10 protein-coding genes are annotated in these 19,626 nt (G+C 46.5%); all 10 read left to right on the top strand.

All coding sequences use genetic code 11. The features are described from left to right. The first annotated feature begins 144 nt into the window (after positions 1-144). Positions 145-4,062, top strand: a complete 3,918-nt coding sequence (locus PRIO_RS31015) for an S-layer homology domain-containing protein (RefSeq protein ID WP_046505979.1) — start codon at positions 145-147, stop codon at positions 4,060-4,062. A 153-nt stretch (positions 4,063-4,215) separates the two neighbouring features. Then, a complete protein-coding gene (locus PRIO_RS31010) occupies positions 4,216-4,557 on the top strand; it encodes a hypothetical protein (protein ID WP_020428484.1) in 342 nt (113 codons plus the stop codon). Positions 4,558-5,067: 510 nt separating this feature from the next. Beyond that, the gene (locus PRIO_RS31005) at positions 5,068-7,827 is read left to right on the top strand and encodes an S-layer homology domain-containing protein (RefSeq protein WP_046505976.1); all 2,760 of its coding nucleotides are present in this window, start codon (positions 5,068-5,070) and stop codon (positions 7,825-7,827) included. 91 nt (positions 7,828-7,918) lie between these two features. Beyond that, a complete protein-coding gene (locus tag PRIO_RS31000) occupies positions 7,919-8,473 on the top strand; it encodes a hypothetical protein (RefSeq protein ID WP_046505974.1) in 555 nt (184 codons plus the stop codon). 181 nt (positions 8,474-8,654) lie between these two features. Continuing rightward, positions 8,655-8,924, top strand: a complete 270-nt coding sequence (locus PRIO_RS30995; protein WP_020428488.1) for an alpha/beta-type small acid-soluble spore protein — start codon at positions 8,655-8,657, stop codon at positions 8,922-8,924. A gap of 258 nt (positions 8,925-9,182) precedes the next feature. Continuing rightward, positions 9,183-10,385, top strand: coding sequence for a methionine adenosyltransferase (metK, locus tag PRIO_RS30990; RefSeq protein ID WP_020428489.1), 1,203 nt, complete (start codon positions 9,183-9,185; stop codon positions 10,383-10,385). Positions 10,386-10,616: 231 nt separating this feature from the next. After that, the gene (locus PRIO_RS30985) at positions 10,617-14,642 is read left to right on the top strand and encodes an Ig-like domain-containing protein (RefSeq protein ID WP_020428490.1); all 4,026 of its coding nucleotides are present in this window, start codon (positions 10,617-10,619) and stop codon (positions 14,640-14,642) included. 215 nt (positions 14,643-14,857) lie between these two features. Next, positions 14,858-17,587, top strand: a complete 2,730-nt coding sequence (locus PRIO_RS30980; protein WP_020428491.1) for a stalk domain-containing protein — start codon at positions 14,858-14,860, stop codon at positions 17,585-17,587. Positions 17,588-17,645: 58 nt separating this feature from the next. Continuing rightward, positions 17,646-18,803 (top strand): sensor histidine kinase, encoded by a 1,158-nt coding sequence (locus tag PRIO_RS30975; RefSeq protein WP_025703624.1) that lies wholly within the window; start codon positions 17,646-17,648, stop codon positions 18,801-18,803. 4 nt (positions 18,804-18,807) lie between these two features. Next, positions 18,808-19,530 (top strand): response regulator, encoded by a 723-nt coding sequence (locus PRIO_RS30970; RefSeq protein ID WP_020428493.1) that lies wholly within the window; start codon positions 18,808-18,810, stop codon positions 19,528-19,530. Positions 19,531-19,626 lie beyond the last annotated feature (96 nt).

Genomic DNA, 19,626 nt, shown 5'->3' with positions numbered 1-19,626 from the left:
ATGCAATTATCTTCCTTATCTGACAAAGCTCACTCTACAAAAGGGTGAGCTTTTTTGTGATATTTCTAAAAAATCCCGCCGCATTGACCGATAAAGAACAAAGTGAGGGATAACGAGAACATAACTCAAAGGAGAGATATACACATGTTACGCTTTAAGAGACCATTCGTTTGGCTGCTGCTGGCGGCTCTAATCGTTTCCATGTTCCCAGGCAAATACACGCCGCAGGCCTCGGCGGCAACCGCGACTACGACCTATTTCAGTCCGGATGATCTCACGCTGCGGAATACGGCGGCACTCAATATGGATGTCGCAAATTCTATTACTAGAAGCACAGTATATAAGACAAGTGCTCCCAACTTTTCCATTTCAGGTACTTACGCACAGGTAACAGCTTCCACAATGAAGGTTACTGTACAACAGATGACGCAGAGTGGGGACAAATGGGTGACAGATGATACACATTCCACTACGGGTGCAGTAACTACCGACACTACTAACCCGGATAACCGGTTTGTTGCAAGCGGACTCACCTTGTTCACAGGATTTAATAAAATCACCTTCTCAGGGATGCAGGGGACATTGCAGCGCTCTGAATCGTTTTATGTCCTGTATGATAAGGTTCCTTATGTCACTTCGCTGCAAGTGCTTGGAGGAGGCCCTGCTGCCATTAACTTAAATGAAGGTACAAAGGTTGTAGTACCGAATCAGCAGATTACGCTCCAGGGTAATGTGACGAATGCTACCAAAGTTAGCGTATCGCTCAATGGTGGTTCTCCAATGCAAACCTCTCTCCTTGAGGACGGCACCTTTTTTACGCCGTCATTAACCTTGAAGTCCGGTGAGAACACGCTGGACATCGTTGTGCAGAATGCAGCGGATTCTATATCAATCAAACGTTCGGTTTATTATTTTGACACCAACAAGCCTTTTACCGATTTGAAAATTGTTCACAATAATATAGCATACAATATACTTGATAATGTCCCTACGCTTACTGCAACAGACACCAATGCTACTATTATAGGACAAGTGCTTTTACCGTATAATGCTAGTACCAAGTCCTTTTATGAGGACCATGAAGTGAAGATTAACGATACAGTGGTTTCAGTGGATGTGCTTCAGTCTTATACTGTTGCAGCTGATGGTACTGTCTCTACGGTTCCGGGTACTACACCACAGAATGAGACTGTAATTCCGGCTCCGGATGGTGTAACCCCTCAATACCGGCTGATTGCCTTCAAAACAACGGCACCATTCACACTTACAGCGGGATCGTCCAGCGTAACCGTAGGAATTAAATACGGAACGTATAGTACGTCTGTAAAAGAAAACTACAAATATTTATCAGGTGAGAACGTTATTACCGAGATGTACTATTTGTCTGGATATAATGGTGAAGCAATTGCTAGTACAGGACTATCCAAGCTGGCTTTAAACGGTGCTCAGGTTGAAAAATCAGATTTCTACATTCTGGTCAAGTCAAGTGCTAAACCTGATGCTACTAAGACTTTACTGGCTTCCTATCTGCCTTTGGGCGCTTCGCTTACATTGGAGAAACAGACCAATGTTACAGGACTGTCAGATAATGAGGTTATATATAAAGTAGTTGGATTCTCGAATGGACAACAGAAAGTGAAATTTCAATATTCAGGATCGCAATCCTTCTACAATGCAGACATCGCCTATGTCTCCAAGAACTACATTTACGTTGCCAACTTAAATGATGGCCAGACTTATACGTTTAGCTCGGCTAACAGTTCTAATATTTTGAAAGTCTCAGGTGAATATATCGGATTTGAGAACATCAGCAACGCACAATTTTTTGTCAACGGTATTTCAAACGATAAGCTGAAATCGACAGAGGTTAGCAATCTTGATTTTAATCCGATGAATAAATCGACTTTCTCCTTTGATTTAACCATATCAGCCTCAGGGCCACTGGTATACGGAGAAAACAAACTTGTATTCACAGGAACCTCCATGGACAATGTAGGCAACAAAAGAGAAATACGCAAAGAACTGAAATTCTATATTGTAGATACCAATGTCTCCAACCTGTCACAATTCCATCCCAAGCTGTCCAAAGGCAGAGCTGCGCTCTCGCACACAGACATTAAGGCTTACACCGACAAAGAGCTTAATGATATCCTTGGATTAACTGCAGAATTCACGTTCAAGGATGACAAGTTTTTTACAAGTCAGACCAGCTATGACTTGGTTCTTAGAGGCGGAGCAGCAAACAAGCTTAATCTGTATCAGGGATCAGAGCTGTTTCTTTCATTAGATAACAAAGTACTGGGTGATACTTCAAATAAAAAGGGGCCGGAAGCCTTTGACTACAAAGGAAAGACTTACTACTATGATTTTGTAGGCGGCAGCAAAGATTTTATCCTGCGGATCTTGGATATTCCGGCTGAAACGGCAGGCAGTATTGTTTATAATCTGGAGCTGATCAATGAAACTGGCGCACGCACGAATCAGCGCATGGAAGTAGTACGTGAAGTTTCTCCATACCGGATCTTATCGCCAGTTGCCACTGTAGGGAAACAAATCGTTGTCAATAAGAATTTTGTCCGTTTTGATATTGAGGCTGAAGGTGCCACGAAGGTAGTAATCGACAAATTTGATGCTGTGAAACGCACTGACTTGCCGAACCGGTTCACGTTGGATTATGTAGGACTAAAACCGGATAAAGCTACTTCAATCAAAATTAAAATTGTGCGGGGGAATTCAACCTTAAATGATACTGTCACTGTTTATTATGCAAGTGCTGTTCAAATAGACACGCAATTTATGGCTGAGAAAGTTGCTGCTAAATATAGTGTGTTTAACAAAGGGCTTGAGCTCACGTTCCCGAAAGGGACATTGATGAAGGGCTTTACTACCTCAGGTGCAGCGAAGTACTATCCTGACACCAAGCTGCTGTTCGGTATTGCAGATCCTGTAGATGGGGTCGTCGAACGTAAAAATGATTATGGCAATACAATTAATGTGGATGCTGATGCCCGTACACCTGGCGGCCTCGGTACACTGCTGATTCCTTCTGATTTAGTGTTGCGGTTTAACTCGACAGTAGAAACCAATAATTTCTCCCGCGTTTCGGATATTTATTGGCTTAGCGGCGGACTTGGTGAAAAGGGAACGCAAGGCAGTGCTCTTTATAAACCAGCCACTAATGGTATTGCTCCTTACTCAATAGAAGGAAACTTTACGCAAATTGAAGCCGAACGAAAAATTGTTCCTTCCCAGCGGGGAAAACTCACATTGACTTTTAATTCAAGCATTGTGGATGAAGTGGGGTCGACAATCACAGTGTTCCGTTATACCGATTCGGGACAGTGGGAGAACATTGGCGGTGAGGTGGATACGAAGAAACATACGATCTCAGTACCTTTTGATCAGTTTGGGTATTATACAGTAATGAAGCTGCGTCGTGGATACACGGATATCACTAACCACCCATGGGCAAGAAACATTCTTAACGGACTGTACTCCAAAGGTATTATGGAAAATCTGAGATTTGACCAATTCGGAGCGGATGATACAACGACACGCGGTGAATTCGCCACTTTGCTGGTAAAAGGGCTGAATATTCCTCTGAACTATAATAATAATCAGCAGACCTTCTTTGATATCGTGCCTGAGGCGGTGTCTACGACATGGGATTTCAAACATATCGAGACTGCGGCTAGAGCTGGGATTGTCACCGGCTTAAGTGATGGGTTCTTCGGTCCGGACCAGCCGCTCACAAGAGAGCAGGGTGCTGTCATGATTGCCAGAGCCTTGAAGCTGAAAATGGCTACTAATGATGCCAAGCTGCAGGCTACCCTCGCCAAATCATTTGTGGATACGGGAAGCATGGATTTCTATTCGAAACCAGCGATTGACGCGGTGTCCAAAGCCAAAATCATGGAGGGCAGCGCAGTAACCATTACAGGTCAAACCAAACCGGTATATAATTTTAATCCAAAGGGTAAAATGACTAGAGCGGAAGCCGGAAAGATTTCTGTAGCCCTATTGAAGAAGAGTACAAGCATTTTCCCAAAAACCTTTAATTAAGCTAATCAAAAGAGCAACAGGTCCGCGAAAGCTATACGCGGGCCTGTTGTTTGTAATTAATTTACAAAGTCTTCGACATAAACTTTGTAATCTGCACCATTTTACGTTACAATAACTTAGAAAATAATATTTTCTGAAAGGTGAAAGCCATCGATGAAACCGATTTTATCAAAAGCACAGCTGGATTACATGAAAGCAAAGAATTCGTTTGAGAATAGAGCTAAGGTAATGGAGAAGGAGATCGCTGCAAAACGGGCACTTCAGGAGATCACGCAGGAGGTTATGGAAGAGCTTGTACAGGTTACCGGGTTCCATGATGCATACAATGATCTTGTAACTGCAGAGAATGCTTTAATTGAATGGTCGCATACCACGATCAAACATGAGAAGACCTACCGGGAGAACCGCGGTGCAATAGATGCCATGTACGAGAATGTCAATTCAAGTCCTGAGAAACGCCAGGAGCTGATTCAACTATCCATGAAGATACGTTAGACTTTAGATAAAGGCGCCGGAAACGGCGCCTTTTGTTTTGTCCTGAAGAACTATTAGGTAAGATGGTTTGAAAATGGATGATTATGTTTATTTACTTAACAAATATTGCTTAATGACGTTTGGAAAGTCTGTATGCTATACTGTTTCCCGTAGCCACCCATCATTAACAATAGTTAGTAGAACATACATATTGTCTCTTCTAATTGGGACGGGGTCAGTCGCAATATAATTTTAAATTTTTTTTTGAACAAAGCGCAACTTTCTAGAAACTCCTGCGTTTAAGATGTAGAGTCACTTGCATAAGGCATTGTTAATCACCATGATATTGAATAACAACGCCAAATGGAAAAATTAGCTTTACGTGACTTGAGGCACATTGTATAATACTTAGGTAGAATTAGGAATCTAGTATTGCTATGCCTTGAAGCTGCTTACAAGTTTCTGTGATACCCGTCACAGACATTATTTATACTTAATATGCTCAACTCGGGAAAGGGGGTGCATCGGCTAATGAGTGACATGAGCTACCCAACTAAAGAAGAATCTCAGTTCATGAACGTCCAAGGAGGAGAAAAAAAGGTTATGAAGAAAATTTTATCCGTAGCATTATCTACAGCAATGGCATTCTCGATGTTTGCCTCTGTAGCGTTTGGTGAAACTGCAACAACTCCACAAGCAAAATTTGATGCTTTGGCAGCAAAAGGTATCCTTAACGGCTACCCAGACGGTCAAGCACATCTTGAAAAAGATCTGACTCGCGCTGAATTCGCTAAGATCGTTACTAAATTGTTCGGTCTTACTGAAGTAACCGGCAAATTGTCTTACAAAGACAAAGGTTACACAGCCAGCAACTGGGCAGTACCTTACATCGAAGCTGTAACTGCAGCTGGTTATATGCAAGGTCAAGATACTGTTAAAGGTATCTTCAACTACAACGGTAAAGTAACAGTTCAAGAAGTAGCGGCTGTATTGTTCCGCGCTCTGAAACTGGAACAACCATCTACAACTGATAACTCCGCATCCGCATGGGCTAAGGGCTATGCTCAAGCAGTTATCAACGCTGGTCTGGTTGCTCAAACCACCAACTTCAAAGCTAACGCTACTCGCTCTTTGGTAGTTGAAACAGCTTATGCAGTTGATCAAAAGACTGTAGCTCCTACACTGACTGTAGCTTCTGCTGAAGCAGTAAGCCCAACCAAAGTAGTTGTAACATTCTCTGATAAAACAACTGCAAACGTAGATCTGACAACTGCTCTGGTAGCAGGCGTTGAAACTACAATCAACTTCAAGCACCTTGAAAAAGACTACACTGCAAAAGTAACACTTCAAGCACCTAAGGTTGTTAGTGTTACAGCTCCTAACTCCAAGCAAGTGGTTGTTAAGTTCAACCGTGCTATCGATCCAGATACTTTGGTTGAAACTAACACTCTGATCGAAGGTGTAGTTAAAGTAACTGAAGTTGGCAAAACAGTTGATGTAGCTAAAGATGCTAAGGTTGTTATCAGCGATGACGCAACTCAAGCTACAATTTCCCTGGATGGAAACACTTTCCTGAAAGGTAACTATACTGTAGTAGTGAATGACACAATCAAAACAACTGCTGGTGAAGCAATTCCTGCTTTCACTCAATTGTTGCCTGTAGCTGATACTGTTGCACCTACAGTAGTTTCTGTATCTTCTGTTGCAAAAACAACTACTAATAAAGTATACGTTAAACTGAGCGAGCCAGTTAAAACAGCTGGATTGATTGCTTATGTTAACGGTGCGTCTGCAAGTGTTTCCCGTGATACTTACCAGCCACTGGATGAAGTAACACTGACTACTGGCACGTTGAACAGCGGAACTTCGTATGATGTGTCCCTGACTAACCTTTCGGATTATGCTGGCAACCTGGCTACACCTAACCCAGTTAAAACAACTGTTACGGTAACTTCTGATGTGCAAGCACCTGTAGTTCAAAAAGTGACTGCAATTGGTGACAAAACAGTTGAAGTAGTGTTCAACAAAGCAGTGGATTACAACTCTTTGGTAGGTAATGTTCGTCTGTTGGATGCCAATGGCGAAAGCAAAGGCGTATTCACAGTTAACACTACCAGCGACACCAAAACTTTCAAACTGACTAGCCCACTTGGTTCGTTGCCATCCACTGGTACATTCTCCGGTAGCATCGTATTCGGTGCAACTGTTCGTGATACCATTGGTAACAACCTGGGTACTGCAGTAACTCAGCCTATTACCTTCAACAAAGACACTGTAGCTCCAACAGTAACAAGCATTACTTACAAGAGCGGCAGCGGTCTGGTTGTTAAGTTCTCTGAAGAAGTTAATGCTGTATCCGGAGTTTCCGGTCTTACATTGATCAAAGATTCCACAGGCGTTGGTACAGCGCTCAGCTCTACCCCAGTTGCGAAATCTAAAGATGGTAAATCTTTGACCTTTGCTACTCCGGGTGGTGTTGTAGGCGCACATACACTGCGTCTGCCAGAAGGCCTGGTAGTTGATGCTAGCTTTGCTAAAAATAAACTGGCTGCAACCACTGTGGCGGTAACAGGAAACGCTACTTCTTCCGATTCCGAAAGACCTAAAGTAACAAGCATTGTGTATGGTGGAGAAAACACCAACGACTACATTGTTAAAGTAACTGTAACTGACAATGCAGGCATTAGCGTTGCTTCTCTGACTGATAACAACAGCTACACAATGGACAGTAAAGCATTGCCAACAGGATCATTCGTTACACTTGAATCCGCTGCTGACAATGCCACAACAAGAGTTGCAATTATCAACATCCCTAAATCTTCGATCAGTGAAACTAAGGACTATAAGTTCTTGGCTAACGGTGTAGCTGATACTGCTGGTAACGGTGCTGAAGCTCATAATGAAGTAGCAATCAGACTCCTTGACAAAGTAGCTCCTAAGTTGAACTCTGCTGCTGTATCGTCTTCGGATTCTGCTGTACTGATCGTAACCTTCTCTGAGAATGTTAAAGACATTCAGACAGATGATCTGCAATTCCGTATCAATGATAAGCTGGTATCCCCGCTTACCTTTGATAAGGTTGGTAACAGCACTGATAAATGGTATGTTACATTCAATAAAAAGGATATTGATGCCTCCGCATCTGCTGGCGCTCAAGACCTTAACGCTAACAACATCAACACAATTACAGTTAAGGTTAAAGAAAATGATCCTACTACAGGATACGAAAACAGCATCAAAGACATTGAAGGAAACAAAATCACTTCCTTCAATGAAGTATCCGGTAAATAATACTGTTCCTCGTGTATTACCGAAGCAAAGAATAGCCTCTTCGGAGGCTATTCTTTTTTTTAATCATTTCCATCCCTGAAGGAGGAAAGCAATGAAACCAGCAATGAAAGTATCGATGGCAGTTGTCTTGTTGGGTGGAGCCGTATGGGCAGGATCACTGATGAATCTTACCGCAGAAGGCGCAAGTGTAGGGAATCAGCCGGGCACCGCCGATGATCCGGTTGTCACCAAGAGCTATGTGGATCAACAGATTCAGAAAGCATTAGGGGGCGGAACAACTGCAACGAACCCTCCTGCGGCCACTGCCACAGCATCTCCGGCACCAACGGCCACTTCATCATCAAGTCCACAGACATCTGCACCTGCCAACAGCAACGAAGCTGTGATTGTAGATGTCAAACCAGGACAGACTTTATTTGGATCTGCCGGTGCTGAATTTATTGTACGTGCAGGCAAAGCCGTGATTTTTTCGGAAGCGGCCAATGGTGTAGCTGATTTGACCGATGGCAAGGATCTGGCCGATGGACAAGCTGCTCCCATGAATCATCTGTTATCTTTTCCTCGCGATGGGCGGGGGATTAAAGTGCAAGATGGCCAGACCTTAAGACTTGTCGTAATGGTTCGTGGTAGATATACATTAAAATAATTTTTATCTTATGATTCGACATGGAGTGCTTCTATTTCTATAATAATGTTGCCTGTTTAAGCAAAAATCATACCTGAGCGGCACTCATTACCACTGCTAACAAAGATTGATACGACTGAATGCAGCAATGCCGGCACACAATACTCCTGTATTCTTAAAATCTTCAGGAGGTGCAATAGACATGGCACGTAATAATCGCACTGTGGTACCGGAAAGCAGGGCTATGCTGAAACAAATGCAGTATGAGATTGCTTCTGAGTTTGGTTTATATGGTGCTTCTTATGGCGGAGGGGCTGATACTGAATTTGCTTCTGAGCTTGGGGTGACAGGCAGCTCGATAGGGTATGGTACTCCATATCTGGGACATCTCACTTCCCGGGACAATGGATCTGTTGGAGGAGAAATTACCAAGAGGCTTGTGAAGCAGGCAGAACAGTCTCTTTTTAAATAAGAATGGGTTGAATTGACACCATCCGGTAAATAAGATAATATGACTTTTGTGGAAAGCCATAAACCTTTTCCAATCGGAAAAGGTTCATTTTTTGAACTTATCTGACAATATCAACTATGATTATTGAGTCTGGGGAATGGATAAATTCTAGTTGAAAGCGGATCTGCCGGTTCTTTTATCACACAATTCATCTGATCTGGCAGCCGTTGAAGCATCCCCTTATACAGTGTCAGACTAACAATATGGGAGGTTGTTGTATTGTCTATTAAAGGACGTCATTTGTTTACTTCAGAGTCCGTAACAGAAGGGCATCCCGATAAAATCTGTGATCAGATATCCGATGCTGTCCTTGATGCATTTTTGGCTAATGATCCCAATGCCCGTGTAGCCTGCGAAGTAGCTGTTGCCACCGGTCTGGTGTTGGTTATTGGGGAAATCAGCACCAAGTCGGAGTATGTAGATATCCCGGCAATTGTACGCAATACCCTCAAGGAGATTGGTTACACCCGCGCAAAATATGGTTTTGACTACAATACCTGTGCAGTGTTGACCTCGCTGAATGAGCAATCTGCCGATATCGCACAAGGTGTAAACGCTGCATTGGAAAATCGTGACCCTGCACAGGTTGCCGAAGAAACGGCGAATATCGGTGCGGGTGACCAAGGGCTGATGTTTGGTTTTGCGACAAATGAAACCCCTGAATTAATGCCGCTGCCCATTGCCTTGTCTCACCGTATTGCCCGCCGCCTCTCTGAGGTGCGCAAGGATGGTACGCTTAATTATTTGCGTCCGGACGGCAAAACCCAGGTCACTATTGAATATGATAATGAAAGACCGGTGCGCGTGGATACGATAGTTGTCTCTACCCAGCATGCCGAAGAAATCTCACTTGAACAAATTCAGGCGGATATTAAGGAATATGTCATTTTGCCGGTGGTCCCGTCTGAACTGCTTGACGAGAACACTAAATATTTCATTAACCCTACTGGCCGTTTCGTCATTGGCGGTCCGCAAGGGGATGCCGGTCTAACCGGGCGCAAAATCATTGTCGATACCTATGGCGGGTATGCCCGTCACGGAGGCGGGGCTTTTTCAGGGAAAGATCCGACCAAAGTCGACCGTTCCGCAGCTTATGCAGCGCGTTATGTGGCTAAGAATCTAGTAGCTGCAGGGCTTGCTGACAAATGCGAGATTCAATTGGCGTATGCGATTGGTGTAGCTAACCCTGTCTCGATTAATGTAGATACATACGGAACAGGCAAAATCAGTGAAGAAAAGCTGGCTGAGCTGATCAGCAGCAATTTTGATCTGCGGCCAGCCGGTATTATCTCAATGCTGGATCTGCGCAAACCACGCTATAGACAAACGGCCGCTTATGGTCATTTTGGACGGACGGATGTTGATCTTCCTTGGGAGCGCGTGGATAAAGCAGAAATGCTGAGGGGTCAGGCTGGATTATAAGCTATTGTAGGTTTTTTATAAGAATTTCTTCCTTATTATATGCAGGCCCGCAGGACAGCGCTTCGATCATTGGAGCCAGCTGCTGCGGGTTTTTTTGCGTGCCCGAAAAATCACTGATTTCTATTTGCCTTGTTTCGCCTGAGACGTCTTCTAAACTTTGGAAGCCTTTTAACCGAAATAAAAGAATATATGTAAAAACGAAAGTTTGGCTTGAGAGGAGTCTATCACCACATGAAAAGGAAAATTACCATATGGGCAGCACTCATTCTGGCAGGAGATTTGCTCTTGGGGACTGTCTCCCCATCACTTGGACTTGGGACACCGGCAGTTTATGCTGCAGGCGAATTTGGAATGTCGGCAACTTCACCGGCTGCAGGAGAAAAAAATATCAGCTTAGGTTCCTCGATCAATTTGAGTTTTGACCGTGTGGTAAACCCGCAGAGCGGGGATATTACGATAACTCAGGCTGGGAACCCCTTTGTCACTGTATCTGTTGGCACTCTGGGTCTGGTCGGCAGCTCTAATTACTATGAGATCAGATGGGGGGCTGACAAGCCGTTAGAGCCTAACAAGAGCTATACCGTATCGATCCCTAAGGGATTGTTCAAAGACGGGTCTGGAGCTGAGTCATCAGCGGCTTCCTGGGAGTTTACCACTTCTCCGGAAACAAGCCAGGGAGTATCGATAACGGAGTTCTCGCCGGTGAACAACTCGCGGCCGGATTCTGCAGCCCTAAATCAGTTAAGCTTCAAGCTGGGCAAAAAATTGCAAAAAGGCGGAGGGTCCGCCAAACTTATCTCTTCAGCAGATAACACGCTTGTTCAGGAGTTCAAATTCAGGGACGGAGAACCTAATGTTAATGTGCAGACCGATGGGACTACCACTTCTGTAAGTATGACATTGGCCAGTAAGCTGAATCCAGGAAGTACATATTATGTATTGATTGATAACTATGCGTTAAAAGATGATGAGAATCGGACATTTTCCGGGGTTTCCAGCGGCAGCATGTGGAGCTTCACAGCCAAAAGCACCGGAGTAGGCGCCAACGTTTCTCCTGCCGGGGGCTCTACTGGAGTAAATCCTACTAGTGATCTTCAGCTAGGTTTTGACCGTCCGATGATGCCGAATGCGGGAGTGATCTCGCTGACACCGGCCAACAATCCGGGGGGGACAAGATATTTTAACGTCAATTCTACAGCGGTTACCGGAGGCGGCACGCCAACAATTACAATCGATGCGGCCTCAGAAGCGAATCCCCTGTTGGAAAAGACCATGTATACCGTTACTGTGCCGCAAGGAGCCTTTCATGACCAGGATGGAAACTTGTTCCCGGCTTCAGGTCCGCTTACATGGAGTTATACAACAAGTGAAGTCAAGGGGTTTGGCATCGAGGCCCTTTCTCCGGCAGACCGCAGCGAATCGGTAAGTCTAAATCCGCCGATCAAAATTACCTTTAACCGGAATGTTGTTCTTAATAATGCGGTGGCTGGTCCGGTAATTCTGTATAAAGGCGATGGAACGAAGCTGGAATCAACCCTCTCAGTGGGTTCCTCAGCCAAAGAGTTCATCGTAACTCCCGCTGCAGCGTTTGATAATAATACGACGTACTACTTGGATATTGCGAATGGCGCTTTTGTGGATGCCAATAACAGCCAAGTGATCTACGGTGGACTAAGCGGCAAAAATGCCTGGAGCTTCCAGACCTATTCTCTGGACAAGACTGCTCCCGTGCTCAAGACGGCCCTGGTGGATAATAACCGCACGATCCGTCTGATTTATGACGAGGCGCTGAAAACGGAGGCAGCGCTGCTGCCCTCCAGCTTTGCAGTTACTGTTAATGATGAGAAGCGCGCGATTGATAGTATTTCTATCCAGGGAGACAGTATTTATATCAAATTGAGTACAGGGATTACTGTTGGCCAGGTTATCAAAGTCAGCTATTCAGGCGGGCTGCGCCCCATTCAGGATTTAAGCGGGAATAATGCCAGTACCTTCTCACAGTATCAGGTAACGAATGGAGTCCAGTCCGCACTGACTACTATAAAGGACGGGACGCTTACCGGGAAAACCGTATTGCTGAATTTTAATGATACTCTGCAAGCAGTCAATCCCAATGCCTACAGCCAGTTCAGCGTCTATGCAGATGGTTATTCTCTTGGGACAAATGCAATATCATCGAGTGGTGCAAAGTTGAATTTAAGTTTAGACAACGCTGCAACGAACGCGCAGGTTATCCGTGTATCTTATTCTGCGGGTTCTTATCCCGTAGCGGATACGAATGGGCAGAGTGTAGCAAATTTCAGTGATTTTTATATCCGCAACAGTGGTGATAATGTGCCACCGGTGTTTCAGAGTGCGGCCGGTTCCGGCAACAAAATTGTACTGACGTATAACGAGGGAATATCCTCAGGCAGTCTTCCAATGAACAGCCAATTTTCCGTCCTGGTAGGCAGTAAACCTAACTACGTTACGGCAGTAGCCGCAGGCGGCACTCAAGTCACCTTGACGCTCCAGAGTGCGCTGGCGGTTAATCAGCCGACTACAGTTTCATATGTACCGGGGACTACGGGGATCGCCGATCTTAACGGTAACCGCGCTCCCTATTTGAATCAGCAGTCCGTGAACATTTCGGGAACCACGGTTTCAGATATCAGTTCAGCAACAATAACGGGCGACGAACTGCTGGTGACATTCAACAAAACCATGCAAGCTTCTTCAGGGCTGAACGCCAATCAATTTGGAGTCAGATTTGACGGCAGCACGGTTGGTATACAATCCTACTACATCTCCGGCAGTACGCTTAAATTGACGTTATCCAGTGTTGTGAAGAGCGGTCAAACGGTTGATTTATCCTACATGTCAGGTTCAGGGACAATCTCGGATCAGAACGGGAATCTTTTAACTTCCTTCACCGCGCTGTCGGTGCAGAATATGACGGGGGTGGCAGGGAATTCCTCAACAGCAGGCCGTCCATCATATCTGGGAACGCTGGCAGCAAGTGAGTTTGGAAAAGAATATCCTCTGCTCAAAACGGATTCCGCTACAGCAGCAGATGACCGTTCAGTATACAGCCAATCTGTAAAAAGATATAACCTGACCGCTGAACGCCTGGCTGCCAGCTATGATTATGTATACAAACAAGGTACTTCTGCATTAGCATTTGAGGTGCCTTCAACTGATTTGTCAGCTTATGTGAGCGTGCCGCTCAAGCCGCTGCTGGATGCAGTCAACCGTGACAGTAAGGCTGCTTTTCTTCTGCGTCATGGCGACCATTTATACCGTCTCGCGCTGAATGATGTGAATATGAACAGCCTTGCCGCGACTTTGATTGCGGACAGCAATAACATTTCGCTTGTGCTGCGGCTGGAAAAAGTCCCTGCGGGAACCTTTACACCGTTCGAGCAAAAGCTCCAGTCACAGGGGCTTCAGACCGTCACTGGACTCATGGATATCCGCTTGAGCGCTGCGGTGAGCAGCAATTATGCCAACACTACCGCGTTGAGCGTACCCGCAGAATACGCGGTCCGTACGACAGCTACGCTGAATAGTGACCAGGCTTCGGCGGCCCGGCTGGATCTTGCCTATTATGATGCCGCTTATCTCCCTACCAAGCTGAGTTCGGCTGGCAGTTATACGGTGATTACAGCCAGTACTATAGGCAACCAGGTCGTGGGCACATTCCTCTCGACCCGGAGCTTTACAGATATGAATACCCATTGGAGCAAAGCTATTGTATCCCAGCTTGCCGCCAAAAATATAATCGACAGCAGCTATGGCAGCACCTTCAAGCCTGAGCAGAAGATTACCCGTGCAGAATTTGCGGTCATGCTGAGCCGTGGGCTGGGACTGTTAGGGAGCCGCGAGACGGCCCAGCGGTTCAGAGATGTGCAGCCTTCCACACAAACCGGTGATTATATTGGTGCGGCCGCCAAAGCGGGGATTATTACCGGAAATACGGATGCAACATTCCGCCCCAATGATAATATCACCCGCGAGCAGCTGGCGATTATGATTATCCGGGCTATGGAGTACACCGGACGTCCAATAACCCTAAATGGAACCTCTGCTACCGCATTGGTAGCATTTAAGGACCGCTCCAAGATTCAGAACCAGGCTGCCGAATTTGTGGCGAAGGCTGTGCAGCAAGGAATTATCTTGGGTATGACAACCACTGAATTCCAGCCCCAGGGGAATGCCACACGTGCCCAAGCTGCAGTTATGCTGCAGCGGATGCTTACCATGGCCGGATATTTATAAGAAAATCATGTTGTACTGAGGCTCCGTGGATACGGGGCCTCTTTGCATGCCGGGAACCCTTTCACCCAGCTGCCAAATTGGACCGAGTCTAGTAATATTCGCAACTTTTCCTCTCAAAATCAGTCTATTAAAGGTATAGCAGGAAACTAGGAACGTGTTTCCAGCCTCTGAAAGACGCATAAATTTGAAAATAGAGATGGGAGAGTTACGTTGAAATGAATGAAGTTTTCATGGGGAAGAAAAAAGAAGAGCAGTTACGGGGAATGAATAAGCTGCCGGCTAAAAAATGGATTGCTGCCTCATTAGCCGGCGTGTTGTGGATCATGCCTGTCCTGGGCAGTGAGGGGCTGCCGCAATGGGCTTCGGGACCGACCTCGGTTGCCCAAGCAGCCTCCTCCCTGAACGTAACCAAGCTGGGTGAAGAGGTTATTACCTCAGGGGCTATTATGATGAAGTATAAATTCACAACGGTCCGTTCCGGAAAAAAGGCGACCGGTCTGGCAGATGTGATCCGCGTAGATCTAAATAATCCTTACGTATCCCTAGATGTAATGACCGGCAAAGGCGGCAAATTAACTACACGGCAAAGCACCGGAGGCATGGCTGCGGAGACCGGAGCGGTAGCCGCGGTAAACGGCGACTATTTCAATACAGGCGGTGAAGGTGCCCCTATCGGGGGACAGGTATCCGGCGGGGTTGTAGTATCTACACCTTCGCAGCTCAACGGAATGTATGCTTTTGCTGTGACCAAGGACCGCAAGCCCGTAATCGACCAGTATTCGTTCGAGGGGCTGCTTACTGCTGAGGACGGAGCGCAGTTTCCGCTGGCAGGCATCAATAAGGGGGCATACAGCCCCGAGGACGGGAGTTCAACGTATAGTCATGCTAATACCGCTTACATCTATACAGATGCCTGGACTGCGCTGGAGCGTCCTAAGAACAGCTCCACTACTCCGACAGAGGTGCTTGTAGAGAATGATATCATTACCCAGATTTCAGCAGATAAGGCCTTGTCCATGGCTGTTCCCAAAGGAGCCTACATCTTGCGGACACACGGGCTTGGGGCGCAGTTTGTGAAAAATCACCTCGCTGTAGGGCAAAAGCTCAGCAGTGTCTACACCCTGAAGTCCAAATCCACGCAGCAGGAGCTTGATCCGGCCAGCCTGCAGATGATGATCGGAGGGCATACCATTCTGGTGAACGATGGAAAGGCGACGTCTTTTTCCCGTTCGACTTCCAGTATCGGCGGCTTTCGTGCCCGTACAGCACTGGGTTATTCGCAGAGTGGACAGTATGTGTACGTGGTCGCAGTGGAGGATAATGCCAACAGCGCCGGCATGTCGCTGACAGAGCTGCAAAACTTCATGGCGAACATCGGTGTCTGGAAAGGAATGAATCTGGATGGAGGCGGCTCTACAACGATGGTAGACCGCCCGCTTGCTGAAACCTCTGCCACACTTACCTTCAATACTGAATACGGCACAGAACAGCGCAGTATCGTCAATGGCCTGGGTGTCTATACCTCGGCTCCCAAGGGGGAAGTGAAAGGGATCAAGATTAGCGGCAGCACAGTACTGCTGATCGGGCAAAAGGCAACGTACTCTTTAAAAGGTTATGATACTTACTACAATCCAATTGATGTAGCAGCAGGCAACCCTTCCTGGACTGCAAGCAACGGCAGTGTAACTGTAAATGGCGGGGAAGCCACTGCAGTCAAAGCCGGTACAGCGACAATAAAGGCTGCCAGCGGCGCAGCCAGCGCCTCGACCGAGGTAACGGTACTGGGTGGTGAGAATTTATCCAGCCTGACGGTGGGGACAGCTACAGCGCCGCTCACCCCCGGAGCATCAGTATCAGTGCCGGTGACAGCCTTAGCAGAAAATGGAGCCTCGCTTACCGTTCCGCCTGCATCCTTGAAATGGGAGCTTGTTGGCTTTAAAGGCAGTGTTCAGGACGGCAAATTGACGGTTGATTCGGTAGACCCTGGAGTGACGACAGGTTATGCTATCGCCCGTTATGACGGATTCAGCACTGCAGTTGTACTATCAGCAGCAGCGTCCACCCCATGGGAGAATTTCGAAAACGTAAGCTATCCTATTGCATTTACATCCAATGTTAACGGTGTGACCGGAACAGCTGGAGTGGTGGCTGGCAGCGCAGAGAAGGCTGGCTCCAAAGTGCTGTCACTCAGCTATGATATGACAGCCGGCAGCGGTAAGATGTACGCTTATGCCCAGCTTAATGGAACCAGCGGCAAAAACATTCCTGCTGCGGCAACCTCCATGTCGCTTGATGTGATGGGGGATATGAGTCTTAACTGGCTTCGGGCTGAGGTGGTAGACGGAAGCGGAAAAATATCCTATATCGATCTGGCCAAAGTAATCGATTGGAACGGCTGGAAGAGCCTAAATATTGATCTGTCAGGCTCCGGCATCAAATTCCCGGCAGCGCTGAAGCGCCTGTATGTGGTCAATGTGGAAGAAGGCCAGGATGAGCGGGCCAAGACAGGTACGGTTGCTTTTGACAATATATCGTTCGTAATGCCTTCGCTCTCCAGTGAAGCCGGACTTCCGAAGGGAACCGCTGCAATGAGCATCGGCTCCAAGTCCATAACGGTCAACGGTGCAAAGAAGGCGATCGATGTGGCTCCGATTGTCAAAGATGCAAGCACCTATGTGCCGATTAAAGTGGTGTTGGATGCCTTTGGCGGCAGTGCGGCATGGGATAAAAACACCAAGAAAATTATGGTGCTCCGTGGCGCCAAGGCGCTTGACCTGACGGTTAACAAAAAGGAATTTGTACTGAATGGTAAACGACAAACTGCTGAAGTAGCGCCTTTAATCCTACAGGGCAGGACTTTAGTACCGCTAAGATTAGTCTCGGAACAGCTGGGATTAACCGTAAAATGGGAACAGAAAACGAAGACCGTAACTATCGAATCGTGATATGGTAATATTGAAGGAAAGCCTTTAATACGATCCGATAGAAATGGGGCAAGCATCCGTGGAATTTCAAGCCGATGCGATAGATCGCGTTATTAAGAATACCATCGACGTGATGGAGAGCAGCAAGTATCAGATATTTGAAATATTGCAGGTTGCACGGGATGAGCTTGTTGCACTCACCAAAGAACTGCAGCGGGTTATGGAAGAAACGGATGAAACATTGCAAAAGGTAGACAAGCTGGAGCTTCAGTACCACCGCTCCCGGATCCGGCTGACAGAGGTCAGCCGGGATTTTGTCCGCTACTCCGAGAAGGATATCCGGGTCGCTTATGAGAAAGCAACAGAACTTCAGCTTGAGCTCATGATGACCAGGGAGCGGGAGGTCTATCTTCGGAGCAGGCGCGATGAACTGCAGATGCGTGTCCGCAGTGTCGAAAATTCGGTAGAGCGTGCTGAATCCATCGGTTCGCAAATGAGCGTTGTTTTGGAATATCTGTCCGGAGAACTAGGACAAGTGACTAGAATTGTCGAATCTGCGAAAAACAGACAGATGATCGGACTAAAAATAATCCTGGCTCAGGAAGAGGAACGGAAGAGAATTGCCCGGGAAATTCATGACGGTCCTGCTCAAATGCTGGCGAATCTAGTCCTAAGGACGGAAATTGTAGAAAGAATGCTGGTAAAGCAGGAATTTGGGTTGGTACAGGACGAAGTACTAGACTTGAAAGGGCAGGTAAGGTACAGCCTGGAGGAAATGCGGAAGGTGATCTTTAATCTGCGCCCGATGGCGCTCGACGATTTAGGACTAATTCCGACACTTCGAAAATACGTGCATGATTACGAGGAAAAGACGAAAATCCGAACCTCTTTTGAAACAAGGGGCAAGGAGCACAGGCTGTCATCTGCCATGGAGGCAGCGGTATACCGTCTGGTGCAGGAGGCGTTGTCGAATGCGGCCAAGCATGCTTTTCCAAGTTACGTATTGGTGGAAATCACCTATCAGGCCCAGCTGATCAAGATTGTTGTGAAGGATAACGGATTAGGCTTCAATGTGAAAAAAACCAGTGAACAGGCAAACCGCGAAAGCTTTGGGCTGGTCGGCATGCGGGAACGCGTGGAACTGCTCGAAGGAAGAATGGAGATCCTGTCAGCCGAGAATCAAGGCACAACAATCGTAATTCACATTCCGACGAATGTGGAAAAAGGAAAGGAGTAATGTGATGGAAAACCAGAGTATTGGCAAGTCGCCCATCAAAGTTCTTTTGGCCGACGATCATCAGTTGTTTCGTGAGGGGCTTAAGCGGATTTTAAATATGGAGGAAGATATTGAGGTTATTGGGGAATGCGGTGACGGTATCCAGGTGCTTGAATTCTGTAATGAAAACAAACCGGATATCGTACTGATGGATATCAACATGCCGATTGAAAATGGTGTGGAAGCCACGCAAAAGCTGCGGGAAATGTTCCCTGATGTCAAAGTGATCATTTTATCGATTCATGATGATGAGAGCTATGTGTTTGAAACACTGCGCAAGGGGGCCAATGGATATCTGCTGAAGGATATGGAGGCGGAATCGCTGATCAATGCTATCCGTTCTGTCTGTGAAGGACATGCCTTCATTCATCCGAAGGTCACCGGGAAGCTGATTAACCAGCTGCGCCGCATGACGTACCTCAATGAGACAGGAGCTATTGCAGAAACTGCGGTTAAAGAGGCTGGCGTCAAATTTGTCGCTGGCGACAACAATCCCCTGACCCGGCGTGAAGCGGAAGTACTGCGGCTGATGGCGGAGGGCAAGAGCAATAAGATGATTGGGGAATACCTCTTTATCAGCGAAAAAACCGTCAAAAACCATGTTAGCAGCATCCTGCAAAAAATGGAGGTTGACGATCGTACGCAGGCTGTCATTAATTCGATTAAATATGGGTGGGTAACCCTCTAATCCGCCGCTGGTTTTTGAATATTACATATAATGATTGCAGCTGCCCTGCTGCAGTCAGAGTATTGTTGTTGTATCTGTAAGGATGAAAGGCAGCCC

Origin of the sequence: Paenibacillus riograndensis SBR5, assembly GCF_000981585.1 — a bacterium.
GTDB lineage: Bacteria > Bacillota > Bacilli > Paenibacillales > Paenibacillaceae > Paenibacillus_AQ > Paenibacillus_AQ riograndensis.
This window is presented reverse-complemented; position numbering and strand designations above follow the sequence as displayed.